At 61.8% G+C, this 16,136-nt stretch carries 21 protein-coding genes; 11 read left to right on the top strand and 10 right to left on the bottom strand.

Annotated features, from left to right (window positions below; genetic code table 11):
• From CF161_RS15885 to CF161_RS15875, 3 genes are all read right to left on the bottom strand, one after another.
• Positions 1-969 carry a DUF523 and DUF1722 domain-containing protein gene (locus CF161_RS15885; RefSeq protein WP_020297626.1) on the bottom strand — a complete coding sequence of 323 codons (969 nt, stop codon included), beginning with the start codon at positions 967-969 and terminating at the stop codon, positions 1-3.
• A gap of 121 nt (positions 970-1,090) precedes the next feature.
• On the bottom strand, positions 1,091-1,306 hold the full coding sequence (locus tag CF161_RS15880) for a TIGR02450 family Trp-rich protein (RefSeq protein ID WP_020297625.1): 216 nt from the start codon (positions 1,304-1,306) through the stop codon (positions 1,091-1,093).
• Positions 1,303-2,289 carry an NAD(P)/FAD-dependent oxidoreductase gene (locus tag CF161_RS15875; protein ID WP_020297624.1) on the bottom strand — a complete coding sequence of 329 codons (987 nt, stop codon included), beginning with the start codon at positions 2,287-2,289 and terminating at the stop codon, positions 1,303-1,305. Before CF161_RS15875 ends, CF161_RS15880 begins: the two co-directional genes overlap by 4 nt.
• 194 nt (positions 2,290-2,483) lie before the next feature.
• On the opposite strand from CF161_RS15875, the gene CF161_RS15870 reads away from it, so the two are divergent.
• Together CF161_RS15870 and hemH are read left to right on the top strand one after the other, a co-directional pair.
• Positions 2,484-3,386 carry a TIGR01777 family oxidoreductase gene (locus CF161_RS15870; RefSeq protein ID WP_020297623.1) on the top strand — a complete coding sequence of 301 codons (903 nt, stop codon included), beginning with the start codon at positions 2,484-2,486 and terminating at the stop codon, positions 3,384-3,386.
• Positions 3,387-3,399: 13 nt separating this feature from the next.
• Positions 3,400-4,425: a ferrochelatase gene (hemH, locus tag CF161_RS15865; protein WP_020297622.1), complete on the top strand. Its 1,026-nt coding sequence runs from the start codon at positions 3,400-3,402 to the stop codon at positions 4,423-4,425.
• Positions 4,426-4,534: 109 nt separating this feature from the next.
• Here the strand turns inward: hemH and CF161_RS15860 are convergent, their stop codons facing one another.
• Together CF161_RS15860 and upp are read right to left on the bottom strand one after the other, a co-directional pair.
• The gene (locus CF161_RS15860) at positions 4,535-5,809 is read right to left on the bottom strand and encodes a uracil-xanthine permease family protein (protein ID WP_020297620.1); all 1,275 of its coding nucleotides are present in this window, start codon (positions 5,807-5,809) and stop codon (positions 4,535-4,537) included.
• A gap of 2 nt (positions 5,810-5,811) precedes the next feature.
• Positions 5,812-6,450, bottom strand: coding sequence for a uracil phosphoribosyltransferase (gene upp, locus CF161_RS15855; protein ID WP_020297619.1), 639 nt, complete (start codon positions 6,448-6,450; stop codon positions 5,812-5,814).
• A gap of 165 nt (positions 6,451-6,615) precedes the next feature.
• On the opposite strand from upp, the gene CF161_RS15850 reads away from it, so the two are divergent.
• The 4 genes from CF161_RS15850 (at position 6,616) to CF161_RS15835 (ending at position 8,663) form a co-directional block, all read left to right on the top strand.
• Positions 6,616-7,173, top strand: coding sequence for a hypoxanthine-guanine phosphoribosyltransferase (locus CF161_RS15850; protein ID WP_020297618.1), 558 nt, complete (start codon positions 6,616-6,618; stop codon positions 7,171-7,173).
• A gap of 3 nt (positions 7,174-7,176) precedes the next feature.
• Positions 7,177-7,650 carry a WbuC family cupin fold metalloprotein gene (locus CF161_RS15845; RefSeq protein ID WP_020297617.1) on the top strand — a complete coding sequence of 158 codons (474 nt, stop codon included), beginning with the start codon at positions 7,177-7,179 and terminating at the stop codon, positions 7,648-7,650.
• Between the two features lie 176 nt (positions 7,651-7,826).
• Entirely contained in the window at positions 7,827-8,312 is a 486-nt protein-coding gene (locus CF161_RS15840) for a hypothetical protein (RefSeq protein WP_020297616.1), read from the top strand.
• Between the two features lie 63 nt (positions 8,313-8,375).
• Positions 8,376-8,663 (top strand): PA4642 family protein, encoded by a 288-nt coding sequence (locus CF161_RS15835; RefSeq protein ID WP_020297615.1) that lies wholly within the window; start codon positions 8,376-8,378, stop codon positions 8,661-8,663.
• 99 nt (positions 8,664-8,762) lie between these two features.
• On the opposite strand, the gene mqo is transcribed toward CF161_RS15835, so the two are convergent.
• Both mqo and CF161_RS15825 read right to left on the bottom strand, forming a co-directional pair.
• A complete protein-coding gene (mqo, locus tag CF161_RS15830) occupies positions 8,763-10,271 on the bottom strand; it encodes a malate dehydrogenase (quinone) (protein WP_020297614.1) in 1,509 nt (502 codons plus the stop codon).
• Positions 10,272-11,003: 732 nt separating this feature from the next.
• Positions 11,004-11,237 carry a hypothetical protein gene (locus CF161_RS15825; protein ID WP_020297612.1) on the bottom strand — a complete coding sequence of 78 codons (234 nt, stop codon included), beginning with the start codon at positions 11,235-11,237 and terminating at the stop codon, positions 11,004-11,006.
• Positions 11,238-11,442: 205 nt separating this feature from the next.
• Here CF161_RS15825 and CF161_RS15820 point away from each other — a divergent pair, with 205 nt between their 5' ends.
• A complete protein-coding gene (locus CF161_RS15820) occupies positions 11,443-12,027 on the top strand; it encodes a YajG family lipoprotein (RefSeq protein ID WP_020297611.1) in 585 nt (194 codons plus the stop codon).
• A 102-nt stretch (positions 12,028-12,129) separates the two neighbouring features.
• On the opposite strand, the gene CF161_RS15815 is transcribed toward CF161_RS15820, so the two are convergent.
• Positions 12,130-12,336 carry a hypothetical protein gene (locus tag CF161_RS15815; RefSeq protein WP_020297610.1) on the bottom strand — a complete coding sequence of 69 codons (207 nt, stop codon included), beginning with the start codon at positions 12,334-12,336 and terminating at the stop codon, positions 12,130-12,132.
• Positions 12,337-12,525: 189 nt separating this feature from the next.
• On the opposite strand from CF161_RS15815, the gene CF161_RS15810 reads away from it, so the two are divergent.
• Positions 12,526-12,813, top strand: a complete 288-nt coding sequence (locus tag CF161_RS15810; protein WP_020297609.1) for a hypothetical protein — start codon at positions 12,526-12,528, stop codon at positions 12,811-12,813.
• Positions 12,814-12,884: 71 nt separating this feature from the next.
• Here CF161_RS15810 and CF161_RS15805 read toward each other — a convergent pair whose 3' ends face one another.
• Positions 12,885-14,051, bottom strand: coding sequence for a 1-acyl-sn-glycerol-3-phosphate acyltransferase (locus CF161_RS15805; protein ID WP_043229585.1), 1,167 nt, complete (start codon positions 14,049-14,051; stop codon positions 12,885-12,887).
• A 140-nt stretch (positions 14,052-14,191) separates the two neighbouring features.
• Between CF161_RS15805 and CF161_RS15800 the strand changes: the two genes are divergently transcribed.
• From CF161_RS15800 to CF161_RS15790, 3 genes are read left to right on the top strand one after another with little or no spacing between them, the layout of a single operon-like run.
• Positions 14,192-14,374 (top strand): CPXCG motif-containing cysteine-rich protein, encoded by a 183-nt coding sequence (locus tag CF161_RS15800; RefSeq protein WP_020297607.1) that lies wholly within the window; start codon positions 14,192-14,194, stop codon positions 14,372-14,374.
• Between the two features lie 12 nt (positions 14,375-14,386).
• A complete protein-coding gene (locus CF161_RS15795; RefSeq protein ID WP_020297606.1) occupies positions 14,387-14,647 on the top strand; it encodes a putative signal transducing protein in 261 nt (86 codons plus the stop codon).
• A 36-nt stretch (positions 14,648-14,683) separates the two neighbouring features.
• Positions 14,684-15,304, top strand: coding sequence for an SOS response-associated peptidase (locus CF161_RS15790; protein ID WP_020297605.1), 621 nt, complete (start codon positions 14,684-14,686; stop codon positions 15,302-15,304).
• A gap of 74 nt (positions 15,305-15,378) precedes the next feature.
• Here the strand turns inward: CF161_RS15790 and CF161_RS33665 are convergent, their stop codons facing one another.
• Positions 15,379-16,122: a methyl-accepting chemotaxis protein gene (locus tag CF161_RS33665; protein WP_371106531.1), complete on the bottom strand. Its 744-nt coding sequence runs from the start codon at positions 16,120-16,122 to the stop codon at positions 15,379-15,381.
• Positions 16,123-16,136: the final 14 nt, after the last annotated feature.

The following is a 16,136-nucleotide window of genomic DNA, read 5'->3' as shown; positions in this document are numbered from 1 at the left end:
TCAGATCGCATTGCGCAGGCTGAGGTTTTCCGGGTGTGGCTGCAGGTAGACCTGCTGCGCCACGTACGGATCCGGATGCTGGCGCAGGTGGTGCTTGAGCAGGGTCAGCGGCACCACCAAGGGGATGATGCCGTGGCGGTACTGGCCGATCAGTTGCTGCATTTCCTGGCGGTCGTCGGCACTGATGGTCTGCTTGAAATAGCCGCTCAGGTGCTGCAGGACATTGGTGTGAGTGCCGCGGGTGGCGCATATTTTCAGCGCACTCATCAGCTCGCTGAAATACTGCGGGCCGATCAGGGCGGGGTCGCCCTTGCCCATGCTGCCCAGCAGGTGGCCGAGGCTTTTGTAGTGCACGGGGCTGTGGGCCATCAGCAAGTATTTGTAGCGCGAGTGGAATTCCATCAGGCCACGGCGGGTCAGGCCTTGCTTGAGCAACTCCTGCCAGGCGCTGTAGGCGAACACCCGAGTCAGGAAGTTTTCCCGCAGCACCGGGTCGTTGAGGCGGCCGTCTTCTTCCACCGGCAAGTTGGGGTGTTTGGCGCAGAACGCCTGGGCGTAGATGCCGCGCCCGCTGTGTTCGGCGGGCCGCCCTTTGTCCTGATAGACCTTGACCCGCTCCATGCCGCAGGAGGGGGATTTCTGCATCAGGATATAGCCGCAGATGTCGCCCAGTTCGGCCGCCATCCGGGTGCCGTAATCAGCCAGCGGCTGAGTCACGTCGAGTGCGCGGTCAACGGTGCCGACGGCCTGTGGCTGCTGCGGATCGCCGACCAGGCGGATCGGCTCGCGGGGGGTGCCCAGGCCGATCGCGACTTCGGGGCATACCGCAACGAAGTCGAAGTGCTCGCTCAGGACCCGGCTGCACAGGCGAGATTCCTTGTGCCCGCCGTTGTAGCGCACCTCGGCGCCCATCAGGCAGGCGCTGATGGCGATTTTCGGTTTGCTCTGGGGAACGGTGATATCGGGCATCAAGGCACCTCCGGCCAATACCTGTACAGAATTAATACCCTGTACAACTTTGCTCTATCATAGATTCAAAGCTGTACAAGTCAAATAATCTGTATAGGTATTTGCGTGAGGGCCTAAGGCGTCATTTCCAGCCCATCTGCCAGCTGCTGTCGTTTTGCAGGTCCTGCCAGTTCAGGCGTTGGCAGCGGCGGGTGAGGACCGCCTGCAATTCGACTTGCAGCACAGTGCCTTCTTCGTCGCAGAACAGTTCGCTGACCAGAAAGTGTTTCTCGCGGTTTTGCGGGAGGGCTGCCGTCCACTTCGACAGCAGCAACTTGCGTGGATTAAGGCGATTCACTGCAGGTTTTCATGCAGCCGACGCGCGGCTTCCTGGCCGCTCAACCAGGCACCTTCGACACGACCGGACAAGCACCAGTCGCCGCAGACATACAGCCCCAGGTCGGCATCGGCCAGGGCGCCCCATTCGTGGCTGGTGGCAGGCCGCGCGTAGAGCCAGCGGTGGGCGAGGCTGAAGGTCGGCGCGGGCATGGCGCTGTGCAGCAGCTCGGCGAAGGCGCCGTGCAATTGCTCGATGACGGCCTCCTTGGGCAGGTCGATATTCTGTCGGCTCCAGGCGCTGGTGGCGTGCAGGACCCAGGTGTCGAGCGTGCTGTCGCGCCCGGGTTTGCTGCGGTTGCGGGCCAGCCAGTCAAGCGGGCTGTCCTGCACGAAGCAGCCTTGCATCGGGGTTTCCAGCGGGGTGTCGAACGCCAGGGCGATGGCCCAGGTCGGGTCCATTTTGACCCCGGCAGCGGCGCCGGCGAGTTTCGGTGCGGCGGCGAGCAGGGCGGTGGCCTGGGGCGCGGGCGTGGCGATGACCACATGGCTGAATGGGCCGTGGGTCACGCCTTCGGCATCTTGCAGGTGCCAATGCTGTTCACCGCGAAAGACCTCGGTGATGCGGCAGGCGAAGTGTACTTCCATGTCGCCGAGCAGGGCGCGGGTGATGGCGCTCATGCGGGGGGTGCCGACCCAGCGGGTCTGCTCGTCGGGGGAGGGGCTCAGTTGGCCGCCATGGGAGTTGTACAGCTGCGGGGTCCATTCGGCGACCCAGCCATTGGCCTGCCAGCGCTGGACCTCGGTGACAAAACGCCGGTCGCGGGCAGTGAAGTATTGCGCGCCCATGTCCAGAGCACCGGCATCGCTGCGTTTGCTCGACATGCGACCGCCACTGCCGCGGCTTTTATCGAAAAGTTGAACGACGTGCCCGGCATCGTGCAACGCCTGGGCAGCTGAGAGTCCGGCAATGCCGGTACCGATAATTGCGATGGGTACAGTCATAGGGGCCTCGTTTACCGTTCTGTACAGACTACGCCGTCGCTAAAACCTGTACAATATTGTTTTATGGTATAGCTTTTGGCGTGATCGGATGTGCAGGTTGTCTATTGTTAAAACACAGCCTGCCCGATTGAAAAGATCCCTGCCTATAAAAATAGACTAGTGATCGGGCTTAAACGCCACGCAAGGAGGATCTCATGCACATATTGCTGACCGGCGGTACTGGTTTGATTGGCCGTCAGTTGTGTCAGTTCTGGCTGAGCCAGGGCCATCAACTGACGGTCTGGAGTCGCCAGCCGGAAAAAGTCGCGCAGCTGTGTGGCGCCCAGGTGCGGGGTGTCGCGCAGTTGCAGGAGCTGGATCAGCAGCCGCTGGACGCGGTGATCAACCTGGCCGGGGCGCCGATTGGCGACCGGCACTGGACCCATAAACGCAAGGCGCTGCTCTGGAGCAGCCGTATCGGCCTGACCGAGACGCTGCTGGCCTGGCTCGAAAACCGGGAGCAAAAGCCGGGTGTTTTGATCTCGGGCTCGGCAGTGGGCTGGTATGGCGATGGCGGCGAGCGTGAGTTGCATGAAGACTCCCCTCCGGTCAGCGAAGACTTCGCCAGCCAGCTGTGCATCGCCTGGGAAGAAACCGCGCAACGCGCCGAAGCCTTGGGCATCCGTGTGGTGCTGGTGCGCACCGGGTTGGTGTTGTCGGCCGAGGGCGGCTTTTTGTCGCGCCTGCTGCTGCCGTTCAAGTTGGCGCTGGGCGGGCCTATTGGCAATGGTCGGCAGTGGATGCCGTGGATTCATATCAAGGATCAAATCGCCTTGATTGATTTTCTCCTGCATCGCAGCGATGCCCGGGGTCCTTATAATGCGTGCGCGCCGCAGCCGGTGCGCAATCGCGAGTTCGCCAAGAGCCTGGGCCGCGTCCTGCACCGGCCCGCGATAGTGCCGCTGCCGGCCTTTGCGCTGCGAGTGGGGCTCGGTGAGTTGTCGCTGCTGTTGCTGGGTGGCCAGCGCGCGACGCCCGAGCGTTTGCTGGCGGCCGGATTTACTTTTCAGTTCCCTGATTTGCCTGCGGCCCTGGACGATTTATCCAGCCGCCTTTGAAATAGGACGTTGCATGACCGATCACGCGTTGCTCCTGGTCAACCTGGGTTCGCCGGCTTCCACCTCGGTGGCGGATGTGCGCAGCTACCTCAATCAATTCCTGATGGACCCGTACGTGATCGACCTGCCGTGGCCGGTGCGACGCTTGCTGGTGTCGCTGATCCTGATCAAGCGCCCGGAGCAGTCGGCCCATGCCTACGCTTCGATCTGGTGGGAAGACGGCTCGCCGCTGGTGGTGCTCAGCCGCCGCCTGCAGCAGGCGATGACCAGCCAGTGGACCCAGGGCCCGGTCGAGTTGGCCATGCGCTACGGCGAGCCGTCGATTGAGACGACCCTGTTGCGCCTGGTGGCCCAGGGGCAGAAGAAGATCACCCTGGCGCCGCTGTATCCGCAGTTCGCCGACAGCACCGTGACCACCGTGATCGAAGAGGCGCGGCGGGTGATCCGCGACAAGAAGCTGGATGTGCAGCTCTCGATACTGCAGCCGTTCTACGATCAGCCCGAATACCTCGACGCCCTGGTGGCCAGTGCCAAGCCGTACCTGGAGCAGGAACACGATCATCTGCTGCTCAGTTTTCACGGCTTGCCCGAACGTCACCTGACCAAGCTCGACCCTACTGGCCAGCATTGTTTCAAGGATGCCGACTGCTGCAAGAATGCGTCGCCGCAAGTCCTGGCCACCTGTTATCGCGCGCAATGCCTGCGCACCGCCGAGCTGTTCGCCGAGCGCCTGGGCCTGGCGCCGGGCACCTGGTCGGTGTCGTTCCAGTCGCGCCTGGGGCGCGCCAAATGGATAGAACCCTACACCGAGGCGCGCCTCGATGAGTTGGCCAAGCAGGGGGCAAAGAAAATCCTGGTGATGTGCCCGGCATTCGTTGCCGACTGCATCGAGACCCTGGAAGAAATCGGTGATCGTGGCCTGGAACAGTTCCGCGAAGCGGGGGGCGAGGAATTGGTGCTGGTGCCGTGCCTCAATGACAACCCGCAATGGGCCAAGGCCCTGAACACGCTCTGCGAGCGCGCCCCGCTGGCGCTCTAGGTCGAGCTGTAGCCGCTGCCGAGGCTGTGCTGGCCCTCAAATCCCCTACGGGATAAAAGGCCCAACACAGCCCGCAGCCGCGATAAGAACACGCCGATGGCCGCAGCCATCAGATCAGCGGTTCATCGCCTTTCTTGTGCTTCCAGCTGTCATTGCCCGGCAGGATCAGGTTCAGCGCAATCGCCACTACGGCGCACAGCGCAATCCCTTTGAGCCCAAAGTCATCCGGCCCGGTGCCGGTTCCCACCAGCACACCGCCAATCCCGAACACCAGGGTCACCGAGACAATCACCAGATTGCGCGCTTCGCCCAGGTCGATCTTGTGGCGGATCAGGGTGTTCATGCCGACCGCGGCAATCGAACCGAACAGCAGGCACAAGATCCCGCCCATCACCGGCACTGGAATGCTTTGCAGTAACGCGCCGAACTTGCCGATAAATGCCAGGCTGATGGCGAAAATCGCCGCCCAGGTCATGATTTTCGGGTTGTAGTTCTTGGTCAGCATCACCGCGCCAGTGACTTCGGCGTAGGTGGTGTTGGGCGGGCCGCCAAACAGGCCGGCAGCGGTGGTGGCAATGCCGTCACCGAACAGGGTGCGGTGCAGACCGGGTTTTTTCAGGTAGTCGCGACCGGTCACGCTGCCGACGGCAATCACCCCGCCGATGTGCTCGATGGCCGGGGCCAGCGCCACCGGGACGATAAACAGGATCGCCTGCCAGTTGAACTCCGGCGCGGTGAAGTGGGGCAGGGCCAGCCAGGGCGCGGCGGCGATTTTCGCGGTGTCGACCACGCCGAAGTAGAACGACATGGCAAAACCCACCAGCACCCCGGAAATGATCGGCACCAGGCGGAAAATCCCTTTGCCGAAGACGGCGACGATCAGGGTGGTCAGCAGTGCGGGCATCGAGATCAGCATCGCGGTCTGGTAGTGGATCAGCTCGGCGCCGTCTCCACTCTTGCCCATCGCCATGTTGGCGGCGATTGGCGCCATGGCCAGGCCGATGGAAATGATCACTGGCCCGATCACCACCGGCGGCAGCAGGCGGTCAATGAAACCGGTGCCCTTGACCTTCACCGCCAGCCCCAGAAAGGTGTAGACGAAACCCGCGGCCATCACGCCGCCCATGGTCGCGGCCAGGCCGAACTGCTGCTTGGCGAGAATGATCGGGGTGATGAAGGCAAAGCTCGACGCCAGGAACACCGGCACCTGGCGCCGGGTCACGACCTGGAACAACAGAGTCCCGAGACCCGCCGTGAACAGCGCCACGTTGGGGTCGAGACCGGTAATCAGCGGCATCAACACCAACGCGCCAAAGGCCACGAAGAGCATCTGTGCGCCCGACAGCACCTGGCGCCAGAGCGGATCGTTGAACTCATCCTGCATGATCAGGAATCCTTCTGCTTGGTACCGAAGATCTTGTCGCCGGCATCACCCAGGCCAGGGATGATGTAGCCGTGTTCATTGAGTTTCTCGTCGATCGAGGCGGTGTAGATGGTCACGTCCGGGTGTGCTTTTTCCACGGCGGCGATGCCTTCGGGAGCGGCCACCAGGACCATGGCGCGGATATCCCGGCAGCCGGCTTTTTTCAGCAGTTCGATGGTGGCGACCATCGAGCTGCCGGTGGCGAGCATCGGGTCGATGATCATGGCCAGGCGTTCGTTGATTTCCGGAACCAGTTTTTCCAGGTAGGTGTGGGCCTGCAGGGTTTCTTCATTGCGGGCCACGCCGACGGCGCTGACCTTGGCTCCCGGGATCAGGCTCAGCACGCCTTCGAGCATGCCGATGCCGGCGCGCAGGATCGGCACCACGGTGATCTTCTTGCCGGCAATTTTTTCGACCTGGACAGTGCCGCACCAGCCTTCGATATCGTAGGTTTCCAGGGGCAGGTCTTTGGTGGCTTCGTACGTCAGCAGGGCACCGACTTCCTGAGCAAGCTCGCGAAAGTTTTTGGTGCTAATGTCTGCGCGGCGCATAAGGCCAAGTTTGTGTCGGATCAGCGGATGGCGGATCTCACGGATGGGCATAGGGAAAGGCTCCGGCGGCGGGCAAAAAAACCGGCCTAGATTAATCTATCCGAGGGTGTTGTCCTATAGACATACAGTACGTTAGTCCAGAAAGGCTTGATCTGGCCCGGCGGGATGCGTACCTTTGCCCGCTTTTCCGAAACCGCCACCCCCTTGGAGAGCGCCATGTCCGCTGATCTCGAGCATATCCGTCAAATCATGCGAGAGGCCGACTGCCTGTACACCGAAGCTGAAGTCGAGGCGGCCATCGCCCGGGTCGGTGCACGCATCAATGAAGAGTTGGCTGAGCGCAATCCTGTGGTGTTCTGCGTGATGAACGGCGGCCTGATCTTCTCCGGCAAGCTGCTGACTCACCTGAAGTTCCCGCTGGAAGCTTCCTACCTGCACGCCACCCGCTATCGCAATGAAACCAGCGGTGGCGAGCTGTTCTGGAAATCCAAGCCGGAAGTGTCCTTTATCGACCGTGACGTGCTGATCATCGACGACATCCTCGACGAAGGTCACACCCTGGGCGCCATCATCGACTTCTGCAAGCATGCCGGCGCCCGCGCTGTGCACACTGCGGTGCTGATCGACAAGGATCACGACCGCAAGGCACGCCCGGACCTCAAGGCCGATTACGTCGGCTTGCCCTGCATCGACCGTTACATCTTCGGTTACGGCATGGATTACAAGGGCTACTGGCGCAACGCCGCGGGCATCTTCGCCGTCAAGGGCATGTAAGCCATGAACCAGCCGAGCTTTCTCGACCAAGCGCTGTTCGCCGAATTGGCCGAGAAGGCCGCGGCCAGCCCCCGGGGCCGGCAGCACCATAACTTCCATCAGATGCAAGAGCCGTGTCACCGCATGGCGGTCGGCCTGCAACCGGCGACTTACATTGCGCCCCATCGTCATTTGAGCGCCGACAAGGCAGAAACCCTGCTGGTGCTCAAGGGGCGCCTGGGACTGCTGGTGTTCGACGAGGCGGGCCAGGTCCTGGCCAAGCGCGTGCTGCAGGCCGGTGGTGAGTGTGTCGGTGTCGACCTGCCTGCCGGGGTGTTCCATGGCCTGGTGGTGCTGGAGCCTGACAGCCTGATGTTCGAGTGTAAATCCGGCCCCTACCGTCCAGTGGGTGAGGGCGAGATGGCCAGTTGGGCACCCCGCGAAGGCGAGCCCGCAGTGGCCCAATACCACGCCTGGATGCGCGCTCAGTTCGATTGACCCCGCCCACTCTGTAGCCGCTGCCGAGCTTGGCGAGGCTGCGCTGGGCCTGGCAGACGCCCCTATTTCCCTGAAGATTTGCGGCGTCAGTTCTGGCCAGCGCAGCCTACGGCAGCGGCTACAGCGTGGGAGGGAAAAGGCGTGCTAGAGTGGTCGGCCCTTGCCTGGAGCCTGTCATGAGCCTGTTGATTCGCAGTAGCGCGGCCCTTCTTCTGACCTTGAGCCTGCCGCTGGCAGCAGCCCCGGCGCCGATGCACGCGCAGTTTCTACCCCCCGATGACCTGACCCTGCGCGACTCCGTCCCCGAGCAACAGCAGCTGTTGCAGGTCACCGAATATTCGGTGGTGGTCGGCAGCCAGCGCCAATCCAATCAGCAGCCGATCCCCGTGACTTCGCCGTTGCTGGTGCGCCTCAAGGGCAAGCCGCTGAACAAGGGCGCGACCATCGGCCAGGTGCTGGTGAATTTCGATGGCGAAAGCAAAAGCCTGAAAAAGCCCATCTACGACCCCAAGAGCAAGACCCTGACCTTGTATTACCCCCTGGCCCAATACCGGGTGGTGATGGATCTGTTGCGCAACGACACGGTGTATTGCCAATTCCTGAGCTATGCCAACGGCCATATCTGGGCCGACTTGCACACCGGAGCCACACGCCCGCGTTGAGACCCGACGCCGCCTGGGGGTAAACTGCCCGCCCCGTGAAATGTCTGCGAGCTGGAGTCGGCAATGCGTAAAGATAAGAAGCAATTGATTGGTGACGAGATCGGCGATGAGCAGATCAAACTGTTCCTCGATTTCGAGCCGGTCGACGCCACTTCACCCTCCCTGCACAAGCTGATCAAGGCCTACCGTGGCCTGCGCATCGATGACTTCGAGCGTTTCCTGACGTTCTTCCTCGAAGCCGGTTACGACCTGGACGGCAAGGATGAGCACGGCCAGGACTTCGTGAGCCTGATCGCCGACCAGCGCAATGGCGCCGATTACATCGAGCTGATCGAAAAAGCTCGCGGCTGAAGGAGAGGGTAGGGGCATCGGCCTCTACCGCCCCTGATCCAAGGCCAAAAAAAACGCCCCGCTCTCAACGAGAACGGGGCGTTTTTTATGCAGCAGGCATCAAGCGTAGCTTTCGGCCTGGTTGCTTTGCTCGACCAGTTCGAGGCTGACGTTGTTTTCGCTGTTGATCTTGCGATACAGCGCCGCGTCGGTTTCCAGGGTCTTTTCCCGCGCCGGGAAGATTTCCTTGAGCTTTTCGGCCCACTCGCCGCTGGCCTTGCTCGGGAAGCAACGCTCAATCAGGTCAAGCATGATCGAGACCGTTACCGAAGCGCCCGGGGAAGCCCCCAGCAGAGCGGCCAGAGAGCCGTCCTTGGCCGCGACCAGTTCGGTGCCGAACTGCAGGACGCCGCCTTTCTTCGGGTCTTTCTTGATGATCTGCACCCGTTGGCCGGCCACTTCCAGGCGCCAGTCTTCGGCCTTGGCCTCGGGGTAGAAGCGGCGCAGGGATTCCAGGCGCTGCTCCATCGACTGCATGACTTCGCTGACCAGGTACTTGGTCAGGTCCATGTTGTCGCGGGCCACGGCCAGCATCGGGCCGATGTTGCCGGCGCGAACCGACAGCGGCAGGTCGAGGAACGAACCGTGCTTGAGAAACTTGGTGGTGAAACCGGCATAAGGCCCGAACAGCAGGGACTTCTTGCCATCGACCACCCGGGTGTCCAGGTGCGGCACGGACATCGGTGGCGAACCCACGGCCGCCTGGCTGTAGACCTTGGCCTGGTGCTGCTTGACCACTTCCGGGTTGTCGCAACGCAGCCATTGGCCGCTGACCGGGAAGCCGCCGAAGCCTTTGCTTTCCTCGATGCCCGAAGCCTGCAGCAACGGCAGCGCCGCGCCACCTGCGCCGAGGAAGACGAATTTGGCATCGACTTCACGGCTGTTGCCGTTGTTCACGTCCTTGATGCTGACGGTCCAGCCGGCGCCGTTGCGCTTGAGGCCGGTGACACGCTTGCAGTACTTGACCTGGGCATCGGGTGCGCTGGTCAGGTGCTTGAGCAACTGATTGGTGAGGGCTCCGAAGTTGACGTCGGTACCGTTCAGCACGCGGGTCGCGGCAATGGTTTCGTCCGCCGGGCGGCCGGGCATCATCAGCGGCATCCACTCGGCCATCTTGGCCTTGTCTTCGGTGTATTCCATGTCCGCGAAGGCGTGGTGCTGGCTCAGCACTTCAAAACGCTTCTTGAGGAAGGAAACGCCTTTGTCGCCCTGCACGAAGCTCAGGTGCGGCACCGGGCTGATAAAGGACTTGGACGAGCCGAAGGTGCCTTTCTTGGTCAGGTAGGACCAGAACTGCTTCGACACCTCGAACTGGGTGTTGATGTGCACGGCTTTCTTGATGTCGACAGAGCCATCGGCGGCCTGAGGCGTGTAGTTCAGCTCACAGAGGCCGGCGTGACCGGTACCGGCGTTGTTCCACGGGTTGGAACTCTCCGCGGCCCCCGAATCCATCAACTCGACGACTTCCAGCTTGATCGCGGGGTCGAGTTCTTTGAGCAGTACTGCGAGGGTGGCACTCATGATGCCGGCCCCAACCAATACGACGTCTACTGCTTCGTTATGCGCCATTAACGCGTCTCCAAAATCTGCAGCACCAAATTGACGGCATAGCTGCCAGGAGTGACGGGGCGTTCAGTTCTGCCCCAGGTACCCATGGCCAGGATCGCCATGTCCGAATCTTCGCAATTTTTTGCAACTTCTGCGGACGCTGCCATTCGGGCCTCAAGCTGCGTATGAACGCATCTTCGGGTATCCCAGGCAATTCGACTTATGGTCAAGACGTCCGTTCGTGCAACCAAATCCGTAGCGGACAGGCTTCAAGCGCAGCTATATGAGGAAGGCTCGGTCCTGTGTAGTCGGGGTGTTGTAGACGCTAATGGTGCTTGTACTGACGCAAAACTATTCATTTGCTCGCCACACTCTTGTGAAGTTGTGAAAACCCGTTTTTTTCACGCTCTTTTGAAGACGTGAACCTCAAAAAAGGGCTACCTCAGCCTGGCACCGGGCCCGAACGCTGGTGCCAGCATGGATGCATGACAGGCACAACGGGCATACAACTCAGTGTCCGAGCAAGGATAGCTCTGGCAGATTCGCGAAAAGTGCGGTTTGCAGGAGGAACAGCAAGCGCCAGCTTCACTCGATCTGTGTGGGCGGCTCTCTGTGGGCGGTGCGGGGTGCTAATACAAGCGCATTAGCGGTGCTGCGAGGCCCGATCAGGAGACGTCCTTATAATCGGGGGGAGATTGTAACGAAGAAACGCGCAGAAATGATCCTGTTAAATGACTTTTATTAGCCTTTTGGTCAGGTGGCCAGTACCTGTTGCCCCCGTGGCCGGGCAATGCGCGGGCTGACGCGGGCGCTGGCAGGCAGGGGCTGATGCAGCCAATTGAGGCGGATTTCGTCGATTTCCACCCAGCCATCGCCGGTCGGCGGCAGGCTGCAATGCTTGAAGGCCTGGCAGCGACCCTGTTGATCGAGCAGGGCAAAGCTGCGGTGTTTCTGGCGCGGTGCGAACAAGGACCAGAGAAAGTGCATGGCGAAATACCTGTTGGGTAATTGCGAGTAAGGATGCCGGTCAAGCGTTACAGCTCGATGTGATGCTCATGTCGGAAATATTACGTGAACCGACATGTACCGGACCTGTCTGAGCCTTGACTAAACCTGTTCTGAAGCTGGTTAGCCGTTGCCGAGCACCGCTATACTGCGCCCCTGTTTGTGCCTGATTTCTGGAGAGATGAGCATGTTGCAACGTTTGTTGTTCGGTTTGATCACTGTGACCAGCTTGACCCTGGCTGGCTGCGCCCACAGCCCGCAACAACTCAGCCCGGAACCGAAACTCACGACTCAACTGGCGCCCGTAGGGCATGGCCAGCCGGTGGTGGTGCGTGTGGTCGACGGCCGGCCGTCGCCAACCCTGGGCACCCGTGGCGGTCTGTACCCGGAAACCAGCGCGATCACCGTGCAGGGCGCGCAGATCCTGCCCAAGCTCCAGGCCCAGGCCGAAGCGGCCGTGCGTCTCCTGGGGTTCACCCCGACCAGCAATGCCTATAACGCGCCGCAACTCACCGTAACCCTGGCCGAACTGAAGTATCAGTCGCCCAAGGAAGGCCTGTATGTCACGGAGGCCACCATCGGCGCGACCTTCCGCTCTGATGTGCAAAATGCCAACCGTCGCTACAGCGGCCGCTATGGCGCTTCCCTGGACCAGCGTTTCGGCATGGCGCCGAACCAGGAAACCAACACCAAGCTGGTCAGCGACGTATTGAGCGATGCCCTGACCCGCCTGTTCAAGGACCCGACCGTGGGTCAGATCCTCGGCGAGTAACCTGCGCCCAAGCGCTGGCTCAGGCCCGCGCGGCACAAAAAAGCCCGGTCTTCAGTGATGAAGCCGGGCTTTATTTATGCCTGAGGTTATCCAGGCCCGAGGTCAGGCCGCCTCGACGTAGAAATCCAGCACGCTGACCCCGGTCAGCAAGTCGGTTTCCGGCAGGTCGGCGTGCTGATGCCCACCCAGGGCGCAATACACCAGCCAGTGCCGGTCCTGTACGTTGAACGCCAGGCTGCCGACCAGCGTCTGCTGCTCATCACTCTGGGCGATCAGGTAAAGACGATCCTGGTTTTCTGCGTGCAGCATGACGTTCTCCGTGGCGTATCGAGGGGCAACAGACTGGCCTGTTTAGATGACGAACAGATGACCGGGTAAATTAATCGGCGCAAATTTCGTTTTTTGTCGGAAATAGCAGGCGAATACTGGCGCTTTGGGTAGAATTCGCGCCGCTAGACCATCGCCCGGCGCTGAGGCCGGGTTCACTCGAGGTTCCCGATGTCGCTGCATGTGATCTGGTCGTTGTTCAACGCTCACCCCGCCAAACTGCTCAACCTGCTCGCGCTGCTGTTTGCCTGCCCGGGTAGCTGGGTGCTGCACGCCACTCGTCGCCGGGAGCAGCGCGCATTGGCCAGCCTGGAAGCACAGAGCGCCAGCCGCAGCATCGATCAGCCCATGCTGTTGCTGGATGTGGCCACCTTGCGCATGAACCGCTTCTTCTACCGGTTCGGTTTTGCCTGCCTGGCCCTGGCGCTGCTGGTGTCCTGGATCAGCACACGGTTTTGATTCGCGCTCACTGAAGGTGACAGACACAACAACGGCGCCCTGGGGCGCCGTTGTGGTTTTGCGAGCTTGGGTTACAGCGCCAGCCCGGCCTTGACCCGGTACTGGTTGCGTACCGGGGTCGCGTATTGCAGCACCAGGTACGGCCGATGATCCACGGGGCAGGCTTCCAGGCGCCGTTGCCACTCCTCTTCGGCCTTGGCCAGCTCCTGGGCGGGGAATACATCCTTGGCTGCGGGGACCTGCAACTGCGGGTCGGCATCGCTCCATTGGGCATACGCCAGGTAATGCACCGGGAACAGGCGATATCCGCCGAGAATCTGCCGGTCCATCTCCACCGCCAATTGCTTGGTGTCTTCGAACAGTTCGCTGATAGGCGCGGCGAAGTTGACGTGGACCCGGCCCTTGTAGCCAGTGATGCCCTTGGCAATGCTCACATCGTCCTCGCCCGGCACCTTGGTGTAGGTGCCCGTGGTGGCGCGGATGAACAGTTCGCGGGCCTTGGCCTGGTCGCAGGGGTCGTATTCGTAGCTGATCGACACCGGGGTCAGGTTCAGCGACTGGATGACTTCGCCGAACGGCTCATCCTTGCGGCTCATGTGGAACATCTTGAGGATCGCCGACTCGGTGCGGTCGTCACCGTCCTTGGCGCGGCCTTCGGCCTGGGCGATCCAGATCGAAGCGCAATCAGTGCGGATCGAGTGATTGATGTAGGCCGACAGCAATTGGTAGGCGGCCATTTTTTCCCGACGCCCGGTAATCGAGCGGTGCACGATAAAACTCTTGTTCAGGCGCATCAGGTCACTGACAAACGGCTTTTGCAGCAGGTTGTCGCCAATCGCGATGCGCGGGGTCGGCAAGCCGGCGTGATACACGGCGTAGTTGACGAAGGCCGGGTCCATCACGATGTCGCGGTGGTTGGCAATAAACAGATAGGCGCTGCCGGACTTGAATTGCTCGACGCCGGTATAGGTCACGCCGTCGGTCGCGCGCTCGATGGTGTGGTCGACGTAGTACTCGACCTTGTCCTGCAGGGTGGCTACCGACGTCACGCCGGCGAACTCGCGCCGCAGTCGATGAGCTATAAGAGGTTTGAGCAGCCAGCCGAAGGCGCCGGCAAAGCGCGGGAAGCGGAAGTGGGTGAGGATATCTAGAAACGCCTTGTCGCCGAGCAGTCGAGCCAGCACCGCTGGGACTTCGCTGTCGTCGTAAGGTCGGATGGCATCGAATTCGCCCATCATGCTCTCTTGTTGGAAACGGCTAGGGTAAGAAAAGGTTTGGATCGAAAAACGGCCGGGCACGGTCTGAAAAGTAAGCTCAAACAAAAATAGCCCTGCGAATAGACCGGCGATTATACGCACAAGTCACTCTGGAGACCGCGATGCTGGAAACCGAGCACTACTCCTGTCCCTATTGCGGCGAAGAAGCCGAGGCCGTGCTGGATTTATCCGGCGGCGATCAGACCTATATCGAAGACTGCCCGGTGTGCTGCCGGCCCATTGTGTTCAGGCTACAAACCGACGGTCAGGAATGGATGCTCGACGTTCACAGTGAAAACGAATGATGGGGTGGCCGTATGCAGCGTATCTACGAACCGGAAAACCTGATGGAGGGCGAGTTGCTGCAGAGCATGCTGGCCAGCGAAGGGGTCGAGGCGCACCTGGCGGGGCGCGACCTGCTGGGTGGCGCCGGCGAGTTGCCGGTGTTCGGATTGCTTGGGCTGACGGTGCCAAACGATCAGGCGCAATACGCACGGGAGCTGATCGCTGCGTACAATGCGGCCCTGCCGATGCCCTTTGAAGAGCCGGAAAACTTTGCCGGCGTGCTGGTCTGTTAGGCTGGCCGCCAATTTGTCGAGAGTTGTATTGCCCCCATGTGTGGACGTTATGCCCTGTTTCGCTGGAACCCCGCGTTTGCGGCCTTGCCCGGGTTTCCGGCGGATCAGCAGGCGCAGTGGAATATTTCGCCCAACGACTCGGTGCTGATCCTGCGCGCCGAAGCTGAGCAGCGCACCCTGGCGCGGGCTCGCTGGGGCCTGACCCCGCCCTGGTTGACCGACCTGTCGCGCACCCCGGCCCACGCCCGGGCTGAAACCCTGGCCGAGCAACCGATGTTTCGCGAGGCATTTCGTCAGCGGCGCTGCCTGCTGCCGGCCAATGGGTTCTATGAATGGCGGGGTGGCACGCGCAAGCGCCCCTATTGGCTGACCCCGGGGGAGGGCTCAGCGCTGTTTTTTGCAGCGATCTGGGAAGCCTACCCGGTGCAGGAGCAGGTCTGGCTGAGCACCGCGGTGGTGACCCAGGCCGCGTCCAACCAGCGCCGACCGCTGATTCTCGATGCCGAGGGCCAGGCCGCCTGGCTGGATCCGCAAACACCGTTGCCGGTCCTGCATGCCTTGCTCGCCAGTCCCCCGGCGGCGTTGCGCGAGCGGGTGCTGGCCAATCTGGTGAATGACCCGAAACTCAATGCCCCCGAGTGCCTGACGCCGGGTTGAAGGGGCTGGCGCCCCGGAGCGTCGGCGACCCCGCGCGAGCAAGCCGCAGTTGGGGAGGCTGGCGCAGGGGCTTGTCAGACCTTGAACTGGTTGATCAGGCGCCGCTGCTGTTCGGCCAGTTTGGTCAGGCCCGCACTGGCTGCGCTTGATTCGTCGGCACCACCGGCCACTTCATTGGCCACCTGGCCGATATTGATCACGTTGCGGTTGATGTCCTCGGCCACGGCGCTCTGCTCCTCGGCGGCGCTGGCGATCTGGGTGTTCATGTCGTTGATCACCGACACCGCTTGAGTGATGGTCTCCAGGGCTTCGGCGGCCTTGGCCGCGTGTTGCACGCTCTGGTCGGTCTTGGTCTGGCTGTCTTCCATGACCCGCACCACGTCGCGCGTGCCTTGCTGCAACTGCTGGATCATCGACTGGATTTCTTCGGTGGCCTGCTGGGTTTTCTGGGCCAGGTTGCGCACTTCGTCAGCCACCACCGCAAACCCCCGCCCTTGTTCGCCGGCGCGCGCCGCTTCGATGGCGGCGTTGAGGGCCAACAGGTTGGTCTGCTCGGCAATGCCGCGGATGGCGATCAGGATCGCGTTGATGTTTTCGCTGTCCTTGGCCAGGGTCTGTACCACGCCGACCGCCTTGCCGATTTCCACGGCCAGGGCGCCGATCGACGTCGAGGTCTCGCGCACGATCTGCATGCCCTGGCTGGCGGCCTGGTCGGCGTGGGTCGCGGCTTGTGCGGCCTGGGTCGCATTGCGCGCCACGTCTTGGGCGGTGGCGGTCATTTCGTGCACCGCAGTGGCCACCTGGTCGATTTCGACCATCTGTTTATGCACGC

This window comes from Pseudomonas sp. CF161 (assembly GCF_000416215.1).
Classification (GTDB): Bacteria; Pseudomonadota; Gammaproteobacteria; order Pseudomonadales; family Pseudomonadaceae; genus Aquipseudomonas.
This window is presented reverse-complemented; position numbering and strand designations above follow the sequence as displayed.